At 58.0% G+C, this 22,253-nt stretch carries 16 protein-coding genes; 4 read left to right on the top strand and 12 right to left on the bottom strand.

Features of this window, described 5'->3' with window-relative positions; translation table 11 throughout:
* Window positions 1-458: 458 nt before the first annotated feature.
* From ACR0JF_RS06540 to ACR0JF_RS06525, 4 genes are all read right to left on the bottom strand, one after another.
* Window positions 459-1,238, bottom strand: coding sequence for an IclR family transcriptional regulator (locus ACR0JF_RS06540; protein ID WP_170659323.1), 780 nt, complete (start codon window positions 1,236-1,238; stop codon window positions 459-461).
* Between the two features lie 11 nt (window positions 1,239-1,249).
* On the bottom strand, window positions 1,250-2,608 hold the full coding sequence (locus ACR0JF_RS06535) for a TRAP transporter large permease (RefSeq protein ID WP_170380872.1): 1,359 nt from the start codon (window positions 2,606-2,608) through the stop codon (window positions 1,250-1,252).
* Window positions 2,608-3,273 (bottom strand): TRAP transporter small permease, encoded by a 666-nt coding sequence (locus ACR0JF_RS06530; RefSeq protein WP_170555588.1) that lies wholly within the window; start codon window positions 3,271-3,273, stop codon window positions 2,608-2,610. The genes ACR0JF_RS06535 and ACR0JF_RS06530 overlap by 1 nt, the downstream gene beginning before the upstream one ends.
* Window positions 3,274-3,342: 69 nt before the next feature.
* Window positions 3,343-4,581 (bottom strand): TRAP transporter substrate-binding protein, encoded by a 1,239-nt coding sequence (locus tag ACR0JF_RS06525; protein WP_170380876.1) that lies wholly within the window; start codon window positions 4,579-4,581, stop codon window positions 3,343-3,345.
* Window positions 4,582-4,689: 108 nt separating this feature from the next.
* Between ACR0JF_RS06525 and ACR0JF_RS06520 the strand changes: the two genes are divergently transcribed.
* Together ACR0JF_RS06520 and ACR0JF_RS06515 are read left to right on the top strand one after the other, a co-directional pair.
* Entirely contained in the window at window positions 4,690-6,285 is a 1,596-nt protein-coding gene (locus ACR0JF_RS06520; protein ID WP_170659322.1) for a GMC family oxidoreductase N-terminal domain-containing protein, read from the top strand.
* A gap of 495 nt (window positions 6,286-6,780) precedes the next feature.
* A complete protein-coding gene (locus tag ACR0JF_RS06515; RefSeq protein ID WP_170747521.1) occupies window positions 6,781-7,722 on the top strand; it encodes a hypothetical protein in 942 nt (313 codons plus the stop codon).
* A 320-nt stretch (window positions 7,723-8,042) separates the two neighbouring features.
* On the opposite strand, the gene zapE is transcribed toward ACR0JF_RS06515, so the two are convergent.
* Window positions 8,043-9,101, bottom strand: a complete 1,059-nt coding sequence (gene zapE / locus ACR0JF_RS06510) for a cell division protein ZapE (RefSeq protein ID WP_170659320.1) — start codon at window positions 9,099-9,101, stop codon at window positions 8,043-8,045.
* 149 nt (window positions 9,102-9,250) lie between these two features.
* Between zapE and ACR0JF_RS06505 the strand changes: the two genes are divergently transcribed.
* The gene (locus tag ACR0JF_RS06505) at window positions 9,251-10,492 is read left to right on the top strand and encodes an MFS transporter (protein ID WP_170659319.1); all 1,242 of its coding nucleotides are present in this window, start codon (window positions 9,251-9,253) and stop codon (window positions 10,490-10,492) included.
* Window positions 10,493-10,576: 84 nt separating this feature from the next.
* Here the strand turns inward: ACR0JF_RS06505 and ACR0JF_RS06500 are convergent, their stop codons facing one another.
* The 4 genes from ACR0JF_RS06500 to ACR0JF_RS06485 form a co-directional block, all read right to left on the bottom strand.
* Window positions 10,577-11,032, bottom strand: a complete 456-nt coding sequence (locus ACR0JF_RS06500; RefSeq protein WP_170659318.1) for a YaiI/YqxD family protein — start codon at window positions 11,030-11,032, stop codon at window positions 10,577-10,579.
* The gene (gene sthA, locus ACR0JF_RS06495) at window positions 11,029-12,486 is read right to left on the bottom strand and encodes a Si-specific NAD(P)(+) transhydrogenase (protein WP_170659317.1); all 1,458 of its coding nucleotides are present in this window, start codon (window positions 12,484-12,486) and stop codon (window positions 11,029-11,031) included. The genes ACR0JF_RS06500 and sthA overlap by 4 nt, the downstream gene beginning before the upstream one ends.
* Window positions 12,487-12,489: 3 nt before the next feature.
* Window positions 12,490-13,323, bottom strand: coding sequence for an S-formylglutathione hydrolase (fghA, locus tag ACR0JF_RS06490; RefSeq protein ID WP_170659316.1), 834 nt, complete (start codon window positions 13,321-13,323; stop codon window positions 12,490-12,492).
* A 105-nt stretch (window positions 13,324-13,428) separates the two neighbouring features.
* On the bottom strand, window positions 13,429-14,358 hold the full coding sequence (locus ACR0JF_RS06485) for an AEC family transporter (protein WP_170659315.1): 930 nt from the start codon (window positions 14,356-14,358) through the stop codon (window positions 13,429-13,431).
* A 147-nt stretch (window positions 14,359-14,505) separates the two neighbouring features.
* Between ACR0JF_RS06485 and ACR0JF_RS06480 the strand changes: the two genes are divergently transcribed.
* Window positions 14,506-15,123, top strand: coding sequence for a TetR/AcrR family transcriptional regulator (locus ACR0JF_RS06480; RefSeq protein WP_170490072.1), 618 nt, complete (start codon window positions 14,506-14,508; stop codon window positions 15,121-15,123).
* 77 nt (window positions 15,124-15,200) lie between these two features.
* On the opposite strand, the gene ACR0JF_RS06475 is transcribed toward ACR0JF_RS06480, so the two are convergent.
* Genes ACR0JF_RS06475 through ACR0JF_RS06465 form a run of 3 tightly spaced genes read right to left on the bottom strand, consistent with a single transcriptional unit; the run spans window position 15,201 to window position 22,117 of the window.
* On the bottom strand, window positions 15,201-16,571 hold the full coding sequence (locus ACR0JF_RS06475; RefSeq protein WP_170659314.1) for an HlyD family type I secretion periplasmic adaptor subunit: 1,371 nt from the start codon (window positions 16,569-16,571) through the stop codon (window positions 15,201-15,203).
* Complete coding sequence (locus ACR0JF_RS06470; protein WP_170659313.1) at window positions 16,568-18,319, bottom strand: type I secretion system permease/ATPase; 1,752 nt, start codon at window positions 18,317-18,319, stop codon at window positions 16,568-16,570. Before ACR0JF_RS06470 ends, ACR0JF_RS06475 begins: the two co-directional genes overlap by 4 nt.
* Before the next feature lie 60 nt (window positions 18,320-18,379).
* Window positions 18,380-22,117 carry a CHRD domain-containing protein gene (locus ACR0JF_RS06465; RefSeq protein WP_170659312.1) on the bottom strand — a complete coding sequence of 1,246 codons (3,738 nt, stop codon included), beginning with the start codon at window positions 22,115-22,117 and terminating at the stop codon, window positions 18,380-18,382.
* Between the last annotated feature and the right edge of the window lie 136 nt (window positions 22,118-22,253).

Raw genomic sequence — 22,253 nt, 5'->3', positions numbered from 1 at the left:
TTCCGACGTCAATAGGGCCGAACGCTCTAGTGGGCAATAGCTCAGGGTAGTTGGCACGTTCAAGCCGGTCTTAGTTGTTCCAATTTGACTCAAGTCGCTCTCATGCACTAATTGGAGCCTGTTTTCCCAAGTGTCCACTTTGGGCTCAAAGCAGACTTTTGCGGCACTAGTGCTCTGAGATCTTTTATGCATCCTGAAACGGCGCGCCCATGCATATGGGGCGGCTAGGCCGCCCAACGGCTTACCCCTTTTCAGTCCGCACTCCGCTCGCGATCTGCTTCATCTGATCCACGGGCATTCCACGAAGCACAGACATCCGCTTCCGATACAACCAACCCTTCGCCGTGATCGCACGATCCCTTAGGAGAGCGTCGAACGCACTCGCAATTTCAGCTCGCATGAAACGATCATTTTTTGTCTGATCTCACGAAAGCTTTGACCATGGTCACGAGCAGAAATCAGTTGGCTAACATTTCGGAGAGCTCACCTGCTCCTTTTTGCAGGGTGTTCAGAAAGGAAAGCAGGCTGGTGACGTCGTGACGTTGGGTTGGAGCATGTACCGAAAGTGTGCCTATTAATCTGCCTTGACCATCACGAATGGGCACAGCGATGGCCGTCATTCCGGCCATGAATTCCTCATCATCTGTCGCGTAACCGTTTTCAGCGATTCCGCGGATTTCCTCGCGCAGTGCGTTTGGGTTCGTTAGGGATTGTTCAGTCTTCGGTTGCAAATTGCCTGCAGAGAGAAACCCATCCAACGTCTTCTGACGCAGAGTAGACAGGTACATTTTGCCGCTAGCTGTGCAATGGAAGGGCACCTGAGTGCCGATTGGCAATTGGATGCGTAGCGGCCATTTCGTTTCAACCCGGTCGAGGTAGATCATCCCTTCGCGGTCTGGGATGGCTAAGTTGCAAGTCTCACCAACCTTTTCAGCGACGCTGCGCAAGATCGCCAAACGTGCCGTGCGCAAGTGTTCGGCAGACATGGTATTGACCGAAAGCGACCGTAGCCGGCGCCCAGGACCAAACGAGCGGCCATCCAGATCTCGTTGCAGGAAACCCTCGGCCTCTGCGGTTTGCAGCAGACGGTGGATTGTGGGCTTGGCCAGTCCCAGTGTCTCGATCAGGTCCGATGGTTTGACGGCGACCCCGCGCCGCGCCACCTCCTCGAGGATGAGAAGAAGGCGCAGGTTGGTCGGGATCTGAGTTTCTTTGTCTTGTGTTTCCGTCTCGGCCATCCCGCAACATTCTAGTTATTTGGCAGCAGGATCAAGGCCAGATCGGGCACAAGCGACACCAATATCCATACGGACAGCAAAGCCACCAGATAAGGCACCGTGTATCGCAAGAGACGGAAGTAGGGTACACCCGTCACGCCTGATGCCACATAGAGGTTCAAACCGTAGGGCGGAGTGATAAAGCCGATAGACGCGCCCACCAGGAAGATCACCGAGAAATGGATCGGATCTATCCCAACCGAGGCCGCGATTGGCGCGAGGATTGGCGCAAGGATGATCGTCACCGGCAAGCTTTCCAGCACCATACCGGAAAAGAAGACGATCACCATCGAGGTAAATAGAACCGCGTGGTAGCCGCCCATTGAGGTTACAAAGTTCCCAATGGTTTCTTGCGCCCCCAGCAGCGACAGGATTTGCTGCATCACCACTGAAATTGCGATAAGCGGGGCAAGGATACCTGTGATCTGGGCTGACCGGATCACAATTGAGGGGATCTCGGGGATCGTAAAGCCTTCTACCACGAACATCTCGGCGTAGCTTTTTTCGGTCGGCGGAATATCGTTCCGTGCGCCCATGATCCGGTTGATCGGATAGCTGACCAACCCGGCGATCACACAGAAACCAACGGTCACACCCGCCGCTTCGGTGGGTGAGAACTTTCCTGTGTAGATGCCCCACAGAACCAGCCCGATGGCGAAGAAACCCAGCCATGCGCCGAACGCGGTTTTCAGCACCCGGTTCAGTTGCAGCGGGATCAAGTGGCCCCAGCCGTTCATTCGGCAGATGATCCAGCAGGCAAACTGCATACCAAAAACCATCAACGCACCGGGCAGAATACCCGCGACGAACAGCTCCGAAATCGGCAGGTTCATCAGGAACCCATAGACAATGAAAATAATCGACGGCGGAATGATGATTCCCACGGTGCCGCCCGCTGCCGCAGTGGCCGCGCTGAACCGCTCATCATAACCGCCCTTGACCATCTCCGGGTGCAACATGGAACCAATGGTGGCGGTCGTGGCAGAGTTGGAGCCCGAGATAGCGGCAAACAACCCGCAGGCCCCCAACGAGGCCATTGCCAATCCGCCGCGTATCCAGCCCAGACAGGCATAGGCGAAGTCGCTGAGCCGCCTCGCGATGCCGGATTTGTTGATCAAGTCTCCTGTCAGGATGAACAGCGGCATCGCCAGCAAGGCGAAACCTTTGTTGAAGACGTTCAGCAACTCGGCTCCCATATTGTCGAGCGTCAAGCCAAGGACAAACGAACAACCGATAACCCAGTAGCCGATGACCAGCAGAACCGGTACGCCCAGCATGAATAGAAAAGTGACCCCAAGCGAGATCAGTGTGACCATAGTTCCATCTGTCATTAGTCTGCTCCGATCACGGCCTGTTTGATTAGCGGCTCGCCTGTTTTCCAGTTGTGCAGATCATCCGCGAGGTTTTGAAACACGCGCCCGACCATCAAAAAGAAAGACAGCGGTGCAGCCAGAAGGAACCACCACTGCATGACGTTGTCGGTACCCAATACGATCTGGAAATTTGACGCAGACAGGGCGACCAATCGGGTTGTTGTAACAATGACAATTACCGCGAAGATAAACCACAGAACCGCATCAAGGATCAGGCAAGTGAGTTGCCCTGCCCTCGGCATCGCGGTGCGGAATTCACTGAAACTCAGATGCGTGCGAAGGCGTACATTGTAAGACGCCCCGAACCACGCCATGACCATAAATAGCAGGGGTGGAATGGTCGTTGACCATGGCTCTTGGTCATTAAACACGAAGCGGTCGATCACACCCCAGAAGATGATCAGTGCAATGGCAAGATACGAATAAACCATCACTGATCGTTCCAGATGGCGTTCTATGAAGGGCACCTTTCGATAGATCAGCATGACCAGAAGCCCGCCAAGTGCGGAGGCAACTGCACCCAGAACCCAAGCAGCGTCAGATTCCAGAGCGGATTGAATCTCGAACGAATCCTGGCTGAGAAAGGCGCTGAAGATCGCGCCTATGTCTGCCCATAAAGACATGTACCCCGTCCTCCCAGTCGGTGTGTTTTTTGGAACCGGCCCGTTTGCGGGCCGGTTCACATCAGCTTATCAAGCTTGGCCCATCCACCAACGGCGCGGCTCGACGTTTTCCGGCAGGGTATCGGCCGGAATTTCACGCGCGATGTCGTAGATTTCCTGATACGTATCGATGCCGCCTGCCCATTTGTTCAGGCGTTCACGCCACTGCGCCCAAGGCTCAGGATTGTAGTTCGGAGCGCACATCTCTTCAGCCAGTTTGATCTGATCGTCCGGCAGGAAGGCCGGGCGGACACCGTTTTCAGCAAAGATCGTGTTGGGAAGCTGCGGCTCCGAGAAGCCAACTGTGTTCAACAACGCAGCCTCATTCGCACCTTGGATCAACGCCTGAGTGAAGTAGGAAGACTCCATCACTGCGTCCTGCAACTCGCCTCCGAGGCTGTCGAAGACCTTAGCGGACATCGAGGTGTGCTCGGTGCCGCAGAAGAACTTCAGGTTCACCGACTGCGATACCACCGGCGCCATATTGGCGTAAGCCACAGCAGAGGCCCAAGTTTCGGCCCCGTCAATCAGACCTGTTTTCAGAGCGTCCAACGTCTCTTCCCAGGCCACCGGAACCGGGTTCAGGTTCAGCAACTGCATTGCAATCCGGCCCAACTGCGTGCCGGTCACGCGGTTCTTGGTGCCAAACAGCTCTTCCAGTTTGGTTACTGTGGGCTTGTCCGCAAAGGTCGAGCCCATTTGCAGGCCGCGCAGTTCGCAATGGGTAAACAGGAACTTCAGCCCATGCCGTTTCTCCAGGGGGTCGCGGAGAATGCGCTGGCTCGCGGGGCTGTAGAAGAAATGGTACTGCGCCGCACGGCTTGGGAACATATAGGCGTAGTCCAGCACGTTCAGATAAGGCGCACCTCCAGCCGAGTTCTGGGTCGAAGCTGCGTAGATATCGACGATTCCCTGCTGCGTTTTTTCAACACAGCTAAGTTGTCCGCAGATCTGATTGTCGCCGATGAACTCGATCCGAATCTCACCATCTGTGCGTTCTTCCAGATCGCGCGCGAATTCGATAGCGCCGGCGCGTTCGATCAGAAGGTTGCGAGTATTGAAGCCTGAAGCGCCAAACTTCAGCGTGTGCTTGGGCTCTTTTGAGAACCGCTTTTCATACGTGGATTCAGCGGCTTGCGCCAGGTTGGCCAAGCTCATCGCTCCACCGAACCCACCGGCTGCCAGCAGAGTAGAACTCATACCGTAACGGCCCGCCACGCGGAAGAAATCCCGCCGCGAAATCCCACTTAGTTTCTTACCGATCTCCATTGCTTACCTCCCTGATCGCAATTATTGAGACGTTTTGTATCAAAAAAGGCTAGTATATTTCTTGCATCTTGCATAGAGTTTTTTCGACGGCGTGAGGAGGAGGCAGTCATGGAAGTGGATTATGCGGTTGTGGGCGCCGGGTCTTCGGGCTGCGTCATTGCCAACCGGCTGAGCGCTGATCCTAACACGACCGTTGCACTGCTAGAGGCAGGTGGCCGCGATACCAATCCATGGATTCACATCCCCGTTGGCTACTTCAAAACCATGCACAACCCATCGGTCGATTGGTGTTATCGCACCGAACCTGATCCTGGGCTTAACGGTCGATCCATCGACTGGCCACGTGGTAAAGTGCTGGGCGGGTCATCTTCATTGAACGGCTTGCTCTACGTGCGTGGGCAGAAAGAGGACTATGATCGCTGGCGCCAAATGGGCAATGAGGGCTGGGGCTGGGACGATGTCCTGCCCCTGTTCAAGCGCTGCGAGGACCAAGAGCGAGGTGAAGACGAGTTCCATGGCGTTGGTGGGCCCTTGTCCGTATCCAACATGCGCATTCAACGCCCGATCTGTGACGCGTGGGTGGCCGCAGCGCAGGCGGCGGGCTATCCGCTCAACCCCGATTACAACGGCGCGGAACAAGAGGGGGTGGGGTATTTCCAACTAACCACCCGCAATGGCCGCCGGTGCAGTGCAGCCGTAGCCTATCTGAAACCCATTCGGGATCGACAAAACCTAAACATCATTACAAATGCGCTCGTAACGCGCGTGGTTCTGGAGGGAAAGAAAGCAACCGGCCTGGTGTACCGGGATCGCACTGGAACAGAGAAAACTCTGACCGTCCGGCGTGAAATCATTCTGTCCGGCGGAGCGATAAACTCGCCACAGATCCTAATGCTTTCAGGGATCGGAGACCCGGACCACCTGAAAGACAACGGCATCGAACCGCTGCACGCCCTACCAGGTGTCGGCAAAGGGCTGCAGGACCATTTGCAGGCCCGATTAGTGTTCAAATGCAATGAACCGACACTGAATGATGAAGTCCGCAGCCTGTTCAATCAGGCGCGTATCGCCCTGAAATACGCACTGTTCCGTGCCGGCCCTATGACAATGGCCGCCAGCCTTGCCACCGGGTTCATGAAAACACGTGAGGATGTAGAAACGCCCGATATCCAGTTTCACGTTCAGCCCTGGTCCGCCGACAGCCCTGGCGAGGGCGTTCATCCGTTCTCAGCCTTCACCATGTCGGTCTGCCAACTGCGCCCTGAAAGCCGGGGGGAGCTACGCTTGAACGGCCCGGATCCATCTAAATATGTCAAAATTATACCGAACTATCTGTCCACTGAAACGGATTGCCGAACCATTGTTGACGGGGTGAACATCGCCCGCAGAATAGCCAAGCATAATCCTTTGGCCTCAAAGATTTCAGAGGAATTTCGGCCAACGGCTCAGCTGAGTTGCGACGACTATGAAGGCACCCTGGACTGGGTAAGATCAAACACCGCATCCATCTATCATCCTACCGGCACTTGCGCGATGGGAAGCACCGAAGCATCGGTCGTAGATGCAAAACTAAAAGTACACGGCATAGCAAACCTGCGTGTGGCAGACTGCTCGATCATGCCGGAAATCGTCAGTGGTAACACCAATGCGCCAGCCATCATGATCGGAGAAAAGGCTAGTGACTTGATACAGGCGGATGCGTGACCCAAAAATGGAGGGAAAGGTGTTTGATCCCTGGGTTTGGCTGTTTGCTCTTATCTCTAAAAAATAGAAAACCGACGTTGGGTCTCCAGTCAATTACCTTTGCGAAATGGGCTTTTAGTGGGATTGAACTGGTCAACATGATCCGAAACGGCAAATCCACGCCCGGAGTCCCGCTGTTTCAGCAGTGCGCTTAGTTGGCATGAAAGTTGATCAGTTCGGCAACCTAGTTCAGTGGAACGAACCGGTCCTGCGCCGGGCTTGTTTTGAAAAACGGTAACGCGGACGAAGCTGCCATTTTCAGGCCGTTCAGTTGTGTAGGTATGGTCGATGCAATTGGCGATGGTTCTGCCAATTGAAGTCCAAACGAGTATACTCTCACTACCCAATGAGCTTGCTTCGTTACTCTTGCGGTTTCTTACCAGACTGTTCTTCTAGGGACAGGAAGCTTACGGTAAGAATTGAATCCGCGACCCACAGCGTGCAGAGGTAACTTGTGTGATCAAGGGCATTCCGAAGCGGACCATCATCGCCGGCTCGCTAGGTGTGACGGCGGCAATCAGCGCCGGAGTTGTTTGGTTCATAATGTATGGACCGGGGTCTTGGACTGACAACATATCCAATCGCGACCTCTTTGACACGACGCCAGATGCTGGCCTGCCTAGAGAGATGAATGGACAATCCGCTAAACTCCTCTCGGCCTTCCACGGGCTTGACGCACTTCCACGCGTCTCCAATGTGATTTGCAGGGGGTCTGAGGGCAACACCGGAATGCCCGTGATCTTTTCTACTGAGATAGACATCGCGACTATGCAAGCCGGGGATTTTAAAGTCACAACACGGTCAGGCGCATCGGGGAAGATGCACTGCGCTTCCGTGCTCCCAGCTACAGACCCTGGTGAGTTGCGCACGGTTCTTTTGATAGGGCAATTGGGACCTGCCGAAAGCGACCCACCGGTTAGGGTTGACGTCGTCGGGCATTTGCAGTCGATCGACGGCATACTTGATTTTCAGGGAGCTAGTGTATCGGTCATACCCTTAGAAGACGGACCATCGATTGTTTTGGCCGAAGTCGTGGAGGACTGGACATTAGTCGGCACTTTGGGTCCGCGTCGCGTCAGGGGCAGCCTCTGCCCGACGGAAGGTATAGTTCAGGCGATCCGTGTGACGTGGGAAGGGGGTGTGACGCTGAAGGATGGCAGCGAACCAGGTGAGGCAGAACGCGATCTATATACTATTACCGTTGAGGCCGCCGATGGGACCCGTCGTGAAGTGAAGCCGCTCGCGCTGGCCAACCTGGGTGACGGGGACAACAATCACATGCTTTGCATGGACACGAAAGATCGGCCCATCTCAGTGTCCTTTCCAGAAGGCGTCTTTACGGACCCGAACGATGATTTGAACCCAGCAACAAAGGTTGACGTAACTCCGTATCGGTAGACATCCTGGCATGACCACTCCGCAGTCTTAGGGTGTTTGGATACATCGTCTCGTGCTGTTGCGTTATAAGGTACAACAGGTTTGAGCGATAAAAGCGGATCAGAAAGTTCGCTTTGGGCTCTAGGCTGACGTTCGCCGCGGCAATAGTCAATTAGAGCAAGCAGCCGCCCTCGCCGTCCAAATTTACCGAACACATCAGCTTGATAGCGCGGTTATCGCCTTGGCACCAATCTATTTGCTGCGGCATCAAGGCATTTGGCCAAAATTGACAAGTGCGACGTGTGCCAACCAACAGTGCGATCGACGACTTGGCAACGCCCCTACTTCCCCCAATCCTGATCCTGCATTTCCCTTAGGCGCGACGCGGTGCGCTCAAACTCAAAGGTCCCTTCGCCCTCAACATACAGCATCTCGGGCTCAGCCGCTGCAGAACAGATCAACCGAACCTTGGCCTCATACAGCGCGTCGATCAGCGTCACAAAGCGTTTGGCCTCATTGAAGTTGTTGCGGGACAGACGGGGAATATCCTCTAGCACCAGAACCTTGACCGTTTCAGCGATGGCCAGATAGTCCCCAGGCCCTAACATCCGTCCACACAGGTCATAGAACGAAGCCCGCGCGACCCCATTGCGAAAAGCTGGTAGTTCAACGGCGCGACCTTTGACCTGCAGAACCAAGGGTTCTGCCGTGCCTCCCGACAAATCCGCCCAAACGTCGCGTATCTTCTCACGCGCCTCCGGGCCGATTGGTGAGAAATAAACCGGCGCGCCCTCAAGACGGTTCTGGCGGTAGTCGGTCGGCGAGACCAGCTCCCATATCTGAAGCTGCTCTTTGATATGGGCGATGAAGGGCAAAAACAGCTGTCGATTCAAACCGTTCTTGTACAGATCATCCGGATGGCGGTTCGAGGTCGTTACGATGACCACACCCCCCGCATGCAGCAGATCAAACAGGCGTCCGACGATCATGGCATCGGTAATATCGGTGATCTGCATTTCGTCAAACGCCAGCAGCTTTACCGATTTCACGACATCCTGCGCGACCGGGGCTAGCGCGTCTTCAACACCATCCTTGCGTGCCTTGTGCATACCCGCATGGATTTCCTGCATGAACGCGTGAAAATGTACCCTCCGCGCCGGTATATCTTCCAGCGCATCGACGAACATATCCATCAGCATGGACTTCCCACGTCCAACCCCGCCCCACAGGTACAACCCTTTGGGCGGCGGCGGAGCCTTGCGGAACAATCCCCGCTTCACCGGCGCGCTCAACTCGGCCCGGATACGCTCGAAATGCGGCAGAACGGCTTCCTGCGCGTCATCCCGCGTCAGAGACCCATCGGAGATACGTTCGTTATAAAGCGAAATCAGATCCGTCATGGGTTTGAGCCATAGCGCCCGCACTACGCGTTGAAAAGCAGGCATTTTCAGGCACGCATCAATTTTCCTTATGCCGAACCGCAAATCTACTGAATTGACGGGCCGACGAAAAACAGTAGCGTCGCAAGACTTGTTTGTCTGAGGTCCTAATGCCGCACTCCGCACGTCTGCTGAATCCAATTCTGATCGTGGGCTGTATCATCATTACAGTCAGTTTCGCGGTGCGCGCCTCGTTTGGGGTGTTCCAGATTCCGATCGCCTCTGAGTTCGGCTGGCTGCGCACCGATTTCTCAATGGCAATTGCGATCCAGAACCTGGCCTGGGGGATCGGGCAGCCGATCTTTGGCGCTATCGCTGAAAAGATCGGCGACCGAAAGGCCATCGTTCTTGGTGCGTTGACTTATGCCGCTGGTATGGTGCTTTCAGCCTGGTCCGTCACTCCGTTTGAACACCAGATCTACGCATGGTTGGTCGGGTTTGGCATTGCAGGGACCGGCTTCGGCGTGGTTCTGGCTGTGGTTGGTCGGGCGTCCTCTGACGAAAACCGATCCATGTCTTTAGCCATCGTCACGGCTGCGGGCAGTTTCGGTCAGGTTCTCGGTGCGCCTACGGCCGAATGGATGCTGACCTTCCTGCCCTGGCATCAGGTTTATATTGTGTTCGCCGTCGCAATTCTCTGCCTGGTGCTGATCCTGCCTTTCATGCGCGCGCCTCAGCCAAGCAGTAAAGCAGAGTTGGAAGAAAGCATGGGCCAGATCTTGGGGCGTGCTCTCCGAGATCCGTCTTACACGCTGATCTCACTCGGCTTTTTCAGTTGTGGCTATCAGCTCGGCTTTATCACAGCTCACTTCCCAGCATTCGTGACCGAGATGTGCGGCCCCATCCAGCCGGGTGGCGTGCTGCATTCGATAGGCATTACGACCACGTCCGCCTTGGGTGCGTTGTCCATTTCGCTGATTGGGCTGGCTAATATCGGCGGCACGCTATTGGCAGGCTGGGCGGGGAACCACTTTCCAAAGAAATACTTGCTGGCCATCGTATATACGGCGCGCACGCTGGCTGCTGTCGTGTTCATCATGTTTCCGATCACCCCAGTTTCGGTCATCGTTTTTTCGTTGGTTATGGGCTCTCTCTGGCTGGCTACAATACCGCTGACATCCGGTCTGGTCGCGCATCTCTATGGTCTGCGCTACATGGGTACGCTGTATGGAATTGTTTTTCTCAGCCACCAACTTGGCAGTTTCCTTGGTATCTGGCTGGGCGGGCGGATGTATGACGTCTATGGCGACTACACGATGGTTTGGTGGATCGGTATCGCCGTGGGCGCGTTCAGCGCGATTGTCCACCTGCCCATTCGCGAGAACCGAGGGCCGACCCCTGCCGCTGCATAGCTGGGCGCACCCGCAGCGCGGCACGCGCTGCCTGGCCCAACAGGCGAGGGCGCATCTTTGATGCGTCCTTAACTGGCGGGAGGGTCAGCTGCGTTGCGCCGCCCGCAATTCCCGCTCCAACGCATCCAAGAAACGCGAGCGATCGGCTTTTCGAAACGGTTTGCCGCCACCCCCTGCGCCCAGAGGGTTAGCCGCCCGCAAATCCGCCATCAGGTCGCGCATCGCCAGTTGCTGGCCGATATTGGCGGCTGTGAATGCCTCGCCATTGGGCCGCAGCACACGGGCACCGGCCTCGACGCACTTGGCGGCCAGCGGGATGTCCGAGGTGACCACGACATCGCCGGAACCGCAACGCTCTGCGATCCACTTGTCCGCCTCATCCGCGCCCTCGGCGACAATGACGACCTGCACCAGAGGGTTTGCCGATGGCCGCAACCCGCCATTCGACACCAGCGCCATAGGCACCTTGTGCCGGTTCGCGACCCGCTCAGCCTCAGCTTTGACCGGGCAGGCGTCCCCATCGACATAGAGCGTTGTCACGCCTTCTTTGCCTCTTTCTTTGCAGGCTCAACAGGCTTTTTCTTGACCTTGAACTCTTCGGGGATCGGCATCCGGTTGAAGGCATCAAGGCCCGCGATCTTATAGGCCTCGGCCAGCGTCGGATAGTTGAACGTGTTCTGCACGAAGTAATCCACGGTACCCTTCAGGTTCAGTACAGCCTGCGCGATATGGATCAGCTCGGTCGCGCCTTCGCCCACTATCTGCACACCAAGCACCCGGCGGGTCTTCAGGGAAAACAGCATTTTCAACATGCCATGTTCCAACCCCATGATATGCCCGCGCGAGGTTTCGCGGAACCGCGCCACGCCGACCTCATAGGGGATGCCGCGCTCCTGCAATTCTTCCTCGGACATGCCGCAGGTCGAGATTTCGGGCACGGAGTAGATCCCATACGGATACCACGGGCTTTCCGGCAGAGTCGGGGTTTCAAGCGCGTGACAGGCCGCCACGCGTCCCTGTTGCAGAGAGGTAGAGGCTAGCGAAGGGTGCCCGATCACGTCTCCTGTAGCGTAAACATGCGGTACTTCGGTCTGGTAGGTCTTGCGATCCACGCTGATCCGGTTGCGGTGATCGGTTTCAACGCCAACAGCCTTCAGATGCAGCGTCGAGGTCGCGCCCATGCGTCCGGCAGCAAACAACAGCATCTCGGCCCGAACGTGACGGCCGTTCTCAAGAGTGACCTCGACATGCTCGCCCGCATCTTCGATCTTTTCGACGGCCGAGCCGAGCCGCAGATCCACCCCGTTTTCGCGGATTTGATGAGTGAAATCGTGGATCAGGCGTTTGTCGATGAAATCAAGGAAGGTGTCGCGCGGCTCGATCAGGGTGACACGGACATCCAGGGCCGAGAACATAGTTGCGTATTCTACGCCAATCACCCCGGCACCGATCACGACCAGCGACCGAGGGATCTCGGCCATTTCAAGAAACTCATCGCCATCCACAACGGTTTTGCCGTTGAAAGGCACATAGTCAGGGCGATAGGTCTTGGTTCCGGTCGCAATCAGAAACTTTGCGGCGGTCAGGCGGGTTTTCTCACCGCTATCCGTCGCCACTTCGATCTCATGCGGGCCCGTGAACGAGGCCAGCCCGTTCAGAGTATCTACATGGTTTCGGTTGAACTGATGCTCTAGCACGTCAACTTCGTGGTCGAGTGTCATGTGCAGCCGGGCCTTCAGGTCCTCAGCGCGGATCTGCTCCTTGACCCGATAAGAACGGCCGTAAAAGCTGCGTTCGCGCCAACCCGAAAGGTTCAGCACGGTTTCACGCAGGGTTTTGGACGGGATCGTGCCGGTATGCACCGAGACGCCTCCGAAACGGTCGTGCCGGTCGATCACCAACACCCGACGCTTCAGCTTGCCCGCCTGAATCGCTGCCGACCGGCCCGAGGGGCCAGACCCGATGATGATCAGGTCATAGTCATATTTGCTCATGCCTCAGTCTCCGTACAGCGCTTCGGCGTGGAACGTGATGTGGTCTTCCATGAAGGTGGACACGAAGAAATACGAATGGTCATAGCCTGGTTGCAGACGATAGGTCGCCTGCTGGCGGCGCTCGGCGATGGCCGACGCCAAAGTTTCGGGGCGCAGGAGGTCGATGAACTGGTCGCTGGCACCGGTGTCGATAAGAACAGGGCCGTCAAACCCGACCTCTTTCATCAGGAGCGAGGCGTCATGCTTGGCCCAAACGGCCTCATCATCGCCCAGATAGGCGCTCAGCTGTTTGCGGCCCCAATCCGCGCCGGTCGGGTTCGAGATTGGCGCAAAGGCTGAGACCGAGCGATAGCGTCCCGGCAGGTTCATCGCGAGTGTCAGCGCACCATGGCCACCCATCGAATGGCCAGTGATGGCCTGACGGTCCGTGTCGATGGCAAAATTCTCAGCGATCAGAGCGGGCAGTTCCTCGGCCATATAGTCCCACATGTTGAAATGGGGCGCCCACGGGGTTTGCGTTGCGTTGACGTAGAAACCCGCGCCTTGGCCAAGATCATAGTCTTCGTGGTCGGCGACGCCTTCGCCGCGGGGCGATGTGTCGGGGAACACGATGGCGATGCCCTGTTCGGCGGCCCAGGCCTGTGCACCGGCCTTGGTCATCGCGTTTTCATGGGTGCAGGTCAGGCCAGACAGGTACCACAACACCGGAACGGGGCCGTCCTTGGCCTCGGCAGGCAGGAACAGGCCAAAAGTCATATCGCATTGGCAAGCGGTTGAGGCATGGCGGTAGACACCTTGCACACCACCAAAACAGGCATTTTCCGAAAGGGTTTCCATCTGGTCGAGTCCTTAATCTAGGGTCGCGCCATGGCTATCGCCCTAAGGACGTCGCGTAAAGTGCGGTGGCCGCCATGTGCATGACTTTTTGGTGGGGTTGCAAGTTCACAAAGCGGTAAGCCATCCGATGATCAGCGGAACCGTCAAAATACTGGCCGCCGTAGACAGCAGGATCGCAGCCGAGGCGCGATGAGGCGCGACCCCATAATGTGCGGCCAGCATGTAGACATTGCCCGCAACCGGTAACGCAGCGGCGGCAATTGCAACCGTGGCCGAGAATGTATCGACTGGAACCAGCCACAGCAGGGCGACAGCGACACAGGCGGGGTGGACGATCAGCTTGCAAAAGCTCAGCCAGCCCGCGATTTGGACCCGCTCCGCCGATTTACCAGCCAGCGAGGCGCCGATTGCAAACAGTGCGCCGGGCGTTGCGGCCCCACCCAGAATGGTCAGAAAATCATTCATCGGACCAGGGACCGGGATCTGCAGCGCCGACCAGATCAATCCGGCCGAGATCGACACGATCATCGGATTCTTAAGCAACCCGACCCCGATCAGGCGCAGCGTTTTGACCGTCAGCTTTCCGTCCCGGCCGCCATTGATCAGGATTACAATGAGCGAGGAAAACACGACCAGATCCACCGCAAGGATCAGCATGACGGGTCCGATCGCGGCCTCGGACAGCAGCATGGCCAGCATGGGTAGGCCGAGAAACCCGACATTGCCGATGGCGGCACACTGGGCCTCAACCGCGGCGGTCGGGATGTCGAGGCCCCGTATCCATGCCACCAGTGACGCCAGAGCATAGACCGCTAGTGTGCCGATCAGATAACCGATGATCAGCCGCCCATTGAATATCTCAGCAAAGGGTAGGGTGGCGGCAAATCGGAAAAGCATGGCCGACAGGGCAAAGAAAAAGACGAATTTCGTCAGATAGGCGGTGGCTTCCTCTGTGAAAAACCGCGTGCGCCCGGCCCAGTAACCCAGGCCGATGATCACGAAGAAGGGAAGGGTGCGCAGAAAAATCTCGACCATGGGTACCCTCCTAACATGGATTGCGCGACCTTCAAGTCACGGATCGAACGGCGTTTTGCGTGACGGCCCGTCAGAAAACACCAAGAATCCTTGTGTCTGAACAGATCGGTTTATAAATTCGATCCACAACCCGCTGAAGGAGCCATCATGACCCAATCCGCCACCATCCTGCGCACCGGCCGAAAATTCGACCAGGTTCTGCGCGGGGCCCGAGAAGTTTTTCTCGCGGATGGGTTCGAGGGGGCCAGCGTGGATGACATCGCAAGGGCGGCGGGTGTTTCGAAGGCGACGCTCTATAGCTATTTTCCCGACAAGCGTCTGCTGTTTATCGAGGTGGCACAGACTGAATGCAGCCGCATGGCCGAGCGTGTAATCTCGATGATCGACGAAACCAAACCCGTGCGCGAGGTTCTGACGATTACCGCGACGCAGTTGGTCAGCTTTTTCGTGTCGGATTTCAATCGCCAGATATTCCGCGTTTGCGTGGCTGAACGGGATCGATTCCCGGAACTTGGACGCGTTTTTTATGAAGCTGGGCCTCAGAACGGTCAGCGCAAGATGGTCGAGTATCTGGAAAAGGCCGTTGCAAAGGGTGAACTGGTAATCGAGGACGTGACGATCGCGGCCGAACAATTCGCCGAGCTGTGCAAAGTGCGCCTGTGGCTGCGCGCTGCCTTTGGTATTCAGGAAGAGTTCTCTCAGGCCGAGATCGACGAGGTTGCCCTGCAAGCTGTCGACATGTTCATGGCCCGCTACGGCGTTTGACAAAGTGAAATGGCCTGCAGCCCCATCTGCAGACCATTCCCACTGGTTAACATTTTACTCGTTAACTGAGTACCCACTCACTCGATAAAGGTTTTCGCCAACCGGTCGCTGATGGGCTGTGACAGATAGGCGATCACGGCCCTCTCGCCGGTATTGACGAACAGATCAGCCGGCATGCCGGGCACGAGATCCAGCGCGGCCACCGCTTCGGGCTGCTGGGCGCCAAGTTTGACCCGCGCCTTGTAGTAGGGCTCGCCCGTGCGTTCATCTTCCAAAGCGTCGGCCGAGATATCGAAAATCTTGCCGCTGGCCTCGGGGACGTCTGCCTGTGCAAATGCGGACAGACGAATGCGGGTGGACTGGCCGATCCGCAGCTTGTCAATGTCACCGGTCTTGACCCGTGCCTCGACAATCAGCGCCTGATCCGCCGGGACAATTTCCATGATGTGTTCGCCCGGACGAATAACACCGCCTGTGGTCGAGGCCGCCAGATTGACCACCCGTCCGCCGGTTGGGGCCAAAAGCTCGATCCGCTTGCGGCGCTCGGCGGTGCCTGCATATTGCGGGCGCACCAGATCAAGCTGTGCTTCGACGACCGCAAGCTCACCCGCGATCACCTCATCCCGCAGCTTTTGCTGGCTGATCAGCGTCAGTTCCAGCTCTCTAACTTGATTTTCAGCCTGCGCGATCTGGGTGCGCAGCGAAGCATCGACGCCGTAGAGACGCTGCAGCTCAATCTGGCGCGAGCTGACGCGGGTGGCTGCCACCAACCCTTTGCCCAGCAGGGTCTGCAGGTTGGTCAGTTCGGTCAGCGTGATCTCGATTTGGTTCTGGGTCCTGACACGCTGTTCGGCCAGCCCCTGCGCCTCATCCTTCAGGCCCGATATCCGCTGTTCGTTGATCCGGATTTCTGTCTGGCGGGCGCGGGCTTCGGCGTCAAACAGCTGCTTCTGCGTCAGATAGGCGGACGTCCAATGCAGCCTCTCCATTCCCGCCTCAAAACCGGCCATGGCCGAGGCCTCATCAAACCGGTCCTGACCGCTCATCTGTGCCAGCAGGCGGGCGCGGCGGACCGAAAGCTCGCCCATCTGGCTGCCCAACACGTTCAGGTCGACGTCGATATCGGTGCTGTCCAGCCGGATCAGGGGTTGGCCTGCCTGAACGAAATCTCCGTCGGCAATCAGGATGTCACGGATGATGCCGCCGTCCAGATGCTCCACCGTTTTGCGATCGCCTTCGACCACGAATGAGGCAGGGGCAACCACCGCCCCGTCCAGTTTCGAGGCGAAGGCCCAGTAGGCGCTGCCTCCGACAAAGGCCATTAGGGTGATCACGCCAACCCAGACATAGCGTCCAATCCGGGGGGAAGCGTCCGAGATGTCGATGAACTCTGCCTCATTCAGCGACAGCGCATTGCGAGAGGCGTTGTGCGGGACAATCTGTGTCATTGGGCTGCTCCTGTGATTTGCGTTTCCGGGACGGGTTGAGGGGTCGGGCGAGTGCCCTTGCCCGAGCTGTCCAGAACATTGCGGCGATTGACTTTCAGCACGTCGTCCTTGTCGCCAAACTGGGTCTGGGAGCCGTTGCGCATGACCATGACCTTGTTAGCGGCCTGCAAGGTTGCGGGGCGGTGGGTCATGACGATGGCGATGGAGCCGCGGGCCTGAGTGGCCAGAATGGCAACGCGCAAGGCCTGTTCCCCTTCGGCATCCAGATCCGAGTTCGGCTCATCCAGCACCAGCACAAACGGATCGCCATAGAGCGCGCGGGCCAGGGCCAGACGCTGCCGCTGACCGCCGGACAGAAAGAACCCCTGACCGATGCGCGTTTCATAGCCGTCGGGCAAAGCGCTGATCATCTCGTGAATGCCAGCCTCCTGCGCGACGCGGAAAACCTCGGCGTCGTCGATGGCGACAGAAAAACGAGCGATGTTTTCGCGGATCGTGCCGTCGAACAGCTCGACATCCTGCGGCAGATAGCCGATCTGTTTGCCCAGATCCTCGGCGTTCCATTTCGACATCGGGCTGCCATCCAGTAAAATCTCACCCCGTTGCGGATGCCAGATTCCGGCCAGCATCTTGCCCAGCGTCGTCTTGCCGGAGCCGCTATGGCCGATGACAGCCAGAACGTCGCCTGCGGCCAGATCGAAGTCGATACCCAGAATGGTGGCATTGATTGCGCGCGGCGGACCGGCCTGAGCGATTTTCACGTCAAGTGTCTTGAAGGCGCGGGGCAGGTGCAGGTTGGGTGCGTCCTCGGCAAAGTCCTCTGTCAGAGCTTTGATCTTGGCGTAGGATCCGCGCGCGGCCAGAAAACCACGCCATTGGCCGATGAGCTGATCAATTGGTGCCAGCGCGCGGGCCAAAACGATGGTCGCGGCGATCATGACGCCTGCAGTGGATTCGCCCGTTATGGCAAGGGCTGCACCCAGACCCAGAATGGCCGATTGCAGGCCCATACGGATGGTCTTGGACAGGACCGAAAAGCCAGCGATACGGTCAGCCGCGCATGTTTTATGCGCGTGCGCGTCGATTTGCAGGGCGGTCCAGCGGCGCACCAGATCGGTTTTCATGCCCAGCGCATGGACCAGTTCGGCATTGCGATCCGAAGTCTTGAACAGCGCGTCCGAGCGCCCTCGGGCCTCGGCGGCGTTTCGCATCGGTTTCTGCGCACGGGCGTTGTTGATCAGCGCCATGACGGTCAGGGTGACAGCTCCGGCCAGTCCCAGCAGACCCAGCAGGGGGTGCAGGACATAGAGGACCAGCAGGTAAATGGGAATCCACGGCGCGTCGAAAAAGGCGGTCAGGGTCGAGCCAGAGATGAACTCGCGAAATCCGTTAACGTCGTCGACCAGATTCTCGGCGCTTTGCGCTTCGCCCTGAACCCGGCGGCGCATGGCGGCCCCCAGAACAGGCGCGCCGACGGCCATTTCGAACCGGGCGGCCAAGCGGCCAAGGATACGCATCCGCATAAGGTCGAGACAGGCGATCACGACAAAGACGCCACCTAGCAAAAGGGTCAGCGCGATCAGCGTATCGACATTCTGGCTGGTCAGGACCCGGTCATAGACCTGCAGCATGTAAAGCGGCCCGGCCAGCATCAGCAGGTTGAGAAACAGGCTGAAGAAAGCGACGGCAACAAACCCTTTGCGCAACGAGGCCCATGCGGTTTGTACGGGGTTGGATTTCTGAAACATCGTCTTGCCCTTTTCCGGTTTGGCAAACGGGGCGGTGTGACCCGCCCCGTCCGTTTTCGATTAAGCGACGAAGTCGTCTTCGGTCAGGTCGGTGGTGTTGACGCCCGCCAGACGGACCGAGCCTTCGGTGCCGAACGAGATCACGGCGTCGTTGCCATCCTGTGCGACATTCACCGCGCCGCCGAAATCGGGACCGAAATCTCCGAATTGCAGCTGGTCGAGGCCAACTTCGAAGTCCTGGATCACGTCGTTTCCGAAGTTCGCGCCGAAGGTGAAGGTATCCGCACCTTCGCCACCGATCAGGATGTCATTGCCACCCTCACCCGAGATCAGGTCATCGCCGTCACCACCGCTGAGTTTGTTGTCCAGATCGCTGCCGATGATGATGTCACCATCGTCGGACCCGATAACATTCTCGATCGACTGCAGAACATCGACCTCGATCTGGTTGTCGATGACGTCCTGACCGATGACACCCGTGCCGCCTGTGGCGTTCACATCCAGCGTGGCACCTGCATCCACCAGCGTGTCCTGCACGACCGGGCCATTGTTGCCAGCCGGAGCGTTGTGCAGATGGATGGCCGAGACAACACCCGGGATCGGGGTGTTCAGGTCGGCCTCGTTCGGGCCCACAACGCTCAGCTCGCTGGAATAGGTCACCTCACCTGTGTTCAGGTTTTGGGTGATGACCAGAGAGGCTTCGCCGGTGGCTTCGCTGTCCGAGGTCGGCCCCGGTTCCTGCGCCGCGTCCAGACCGCCGCTCAGGGTGACGGTGCGGATGCCATGCTCGGTCTCGACACTGTCCACCAGCAGCTGCCCGCGGATTTCGCCGCCGGGGAAGTCCGATGTGTGGATGTTGTAGTACAGGTTGCCCTGAAGCGCCTGTTCCACAAAAGCCGCACCATTGGCGATGTTCGCGCCGAACTGACCGGGGGCAGAGACCACGGCGTCCTTGACCGAGACATTGAAGCCCGTATCGCGGGTTGCGGTGCCGTTGCCATTGGCGCCCAGGCGCACTTCGACCGCGACATCCAGATCCGAGAAATCGGCCGTGTCGATGCCCTCGCCACCGTCGATGAAGTCATTGCCCAGACCACCGGTCAGAACATTGTCCGCATCGCCTGCGATCAGCACGTCGTCGCCCGCGCCACCGTCGATAGTGCCGTTGGTGGTGCCCAGATCGACAAAGATGTCATCGCCAGCGCCCAGCAGGACGTTGCCGTTGATCACGCCTTCGTCGTCATTGACGATGGTCACGTCACCCGCATCTGAGGCGTCGATTGCATTGACCGTTCCGCGGATCTCACCTTCGTTCAGGATCGCCCCCAGAAGGTTCAGGCCACCGTCAACGCGGATACCTGCGGCTGAATCCGAGGTCTCGGACCCTGCGATCAGGCCTTCATTGACGACCACCCCGGCAAATCCGGCCTCGGACTGGCTGGTAAACAGGCGCAGGCCATCGCCGACCTGATTGCCCTCAACCGCGTCGCCGCGACCTTGCAGGGTGCCTTCGTTCAGAATGGCTGCCGACACGATATCGCCTTCAACATTGCCGGTTTGCAGCGACACGGCCGAGCCGTTGTTGCCCAGACCCGCATCAACCAGACCGGTGTTGTTGAAGGTGTAGTTGTCGGCAGTGCCATCGGCATAGACGGTGCCATTGCGCTGATCGCCGGTGCCCAAGATTTCGCCTTCGTTGACGACCTCAAGCCCCTCACCGTCGATATTCACCGCACGGCTGTCCGACGTGACTGTTCCACGGTTCACAAACGAGCCGCCGTTATGATCGCCGGTCCCGAAGTAGACACCGTTTTGCACGCCTGCGAATACGCCGCCTTCTTCGTTGAACAATTGGCCTTGGAAGTTGACGTTGTTCACAGCGCGGAACGCGCCAACGGTTCCGTTTGCACCTTCCGACAGGACGGTGCCCGCGTTGGTGATGGAGCCGGTGAACGTGCCAGCGTTGCCGACATTGCCGATGCGGATACCGTCGCCTGCGGCATTGGTGCCTGCCGCCGCGTTGCCGCGACCCTGGATCAGACCGTCATTGTTCAGCGTGAACGCGTTCTCGCCCGCGATCTCCGCGCCAAAGCCAGACCCTTCATTGCCTTCACCCGCATCGACGACGCCGGTTTCTTTGTTGTTGAAGGTGAAGTCTTGTGCCGTGCCATCAGCATAGACGGTGCCGTTGCGCTGGCTGTCGGTGCCGACGATCTCGCCTGCGTTGTTCACTTCCAACCCGATGCCGTCGATATTGAACGCGCGGCTGTCGGACGAGATCACTCCGGTTTCGAGATTGTTGAAAACACCACCAGTGTGATCCGCACCTTCGCCGGCAACCGGGTTGCCGAAATAGACACCGTTCTGAACGCCCGAAATCTGGCCCGAGTTGTTGAACTCACCCTGGAACGACACGCCGTTGACAAAACGCACACCCGCGACGGTGCCATTTGCGCCCTCGGAGTCGATGGTGCCCGAGTTGTTGATGACCGCATCGGTGACGCCAATGTTGCCCACATTGCCGACCCGGATACCATCGCCTGCTGCGTTGGAGCCCGCCGCCGCATTGCCGCGACCCTGAATGGTGCCCGAATTGTCTAGCGTGAACGAGGACGCGCCATCCGCAGTTTCGCCGATCTCAACGCCAAAGCCCGACCCTTCATTGCCTTCGCCAGCGTCGATCGTGCCGGTGATCAGGTTGTTGACTGCGAAGTCATCAGCGGTGCCGTCGGCATAAACGGTGCCGTTGCGCTGATCGCCTGTGCCAAGGATATCGCCGCCGTTCACTAGGTTCACACCCGTGCCATCGATATTCACCGCGCGGCTGTCGGATTGGATCGTGCCGAAGTTCAGAACATCTAGATCATGCGTGCCCTGACCGATGTAGAGCCCGTTTGCAGCACCCTCGATCACCCCTGTCGAGGTGTTCAGGATCTCGCCCTCGGCGCTTGCGCCATCCGCGATGCGGATACCGGCTGCTGTGCCTTGGGTGCTTTCCGATGTGATCAGCCCGCTGTTTAGGATCTCGGTCTCGAGGATCGTGCCCTCGGCACCGTTGTTGATGCGGATACCGTCACCTGCCAGACCGGTGTTCGATGCCGCCTGACCACGGCCCTGAATGGTGCCGCCAAAGCCGTTGAAGATATCGGTTTCCACACGGTCGCCAACCTCATCCCCGACCTGAAGAGAGATCCCGGCGCCCTGATTTCCTTCACCGGCATCCACTGTTCCGCCCGTGAAGTTCGAGATCGAGATATCCTCGGCGGTGCTGTTGGTATAGATCGTGCCGTTGCGCTGATCTCCGGTGCCAAGGATGTCGCCGAAGTTGCGCACATCAATGCCCTGGCCCTGAATGTCCACAGAGCGGCTGTCGGAGGAGATCACACCGCCACGGAAATTGTCCAGGCTGCCCGAGCTGTCGGGGCCTGCAAACTGAACGCCGTTAAAGTCGCCCGAGATCTCACCGAAGTTGCGCACGGCTGCGCTGCCGGTGACCTGAACACCTGTGGCCAGTGCATCGGGGCCGCTATTCGCCTCGATCACGCCTGAGCGGAAGTTGAATACGTCAACATCCTGACCCTGCGCCTGAACGGCGGCGACGGAGTTGTTGGTGACGATCTCGCCAAAGTTCAGCAGGCGCGAAAAGTCATTTGCCAGAACAAAGGCGGGCGTGTCATCCACGATCGTGTTCTGGAAGAAGTTGTTGAAAAGGGTTTGGCCGTCACGTGTGGTCTCTTGCGCCAGTGTTGACGTGGTCAAGAGACGGGCGCGCAGGCTTTCTACGAATTGGGACAGCATGGGTCACTCCGTCTGGTTTGATGCGTGATGCAGGTGGCCCGTTTGATCGGGCAACCGACGCATCAAATCAGTAGGCCTGGCCCGTGGTCAGCGGAAATTCATGGTCCAAATCGGGGGTATAACCAACGCAAATACT

The sequence above is a fragment of the Ruegeria sp. BG11 genome (assembly GCF_056538565.1).
The sequence above is the reverse complement of the archived record's forward strand: the minus strand, read 5'-3'. Positions and strand labels throughout refer to the sequence as shown.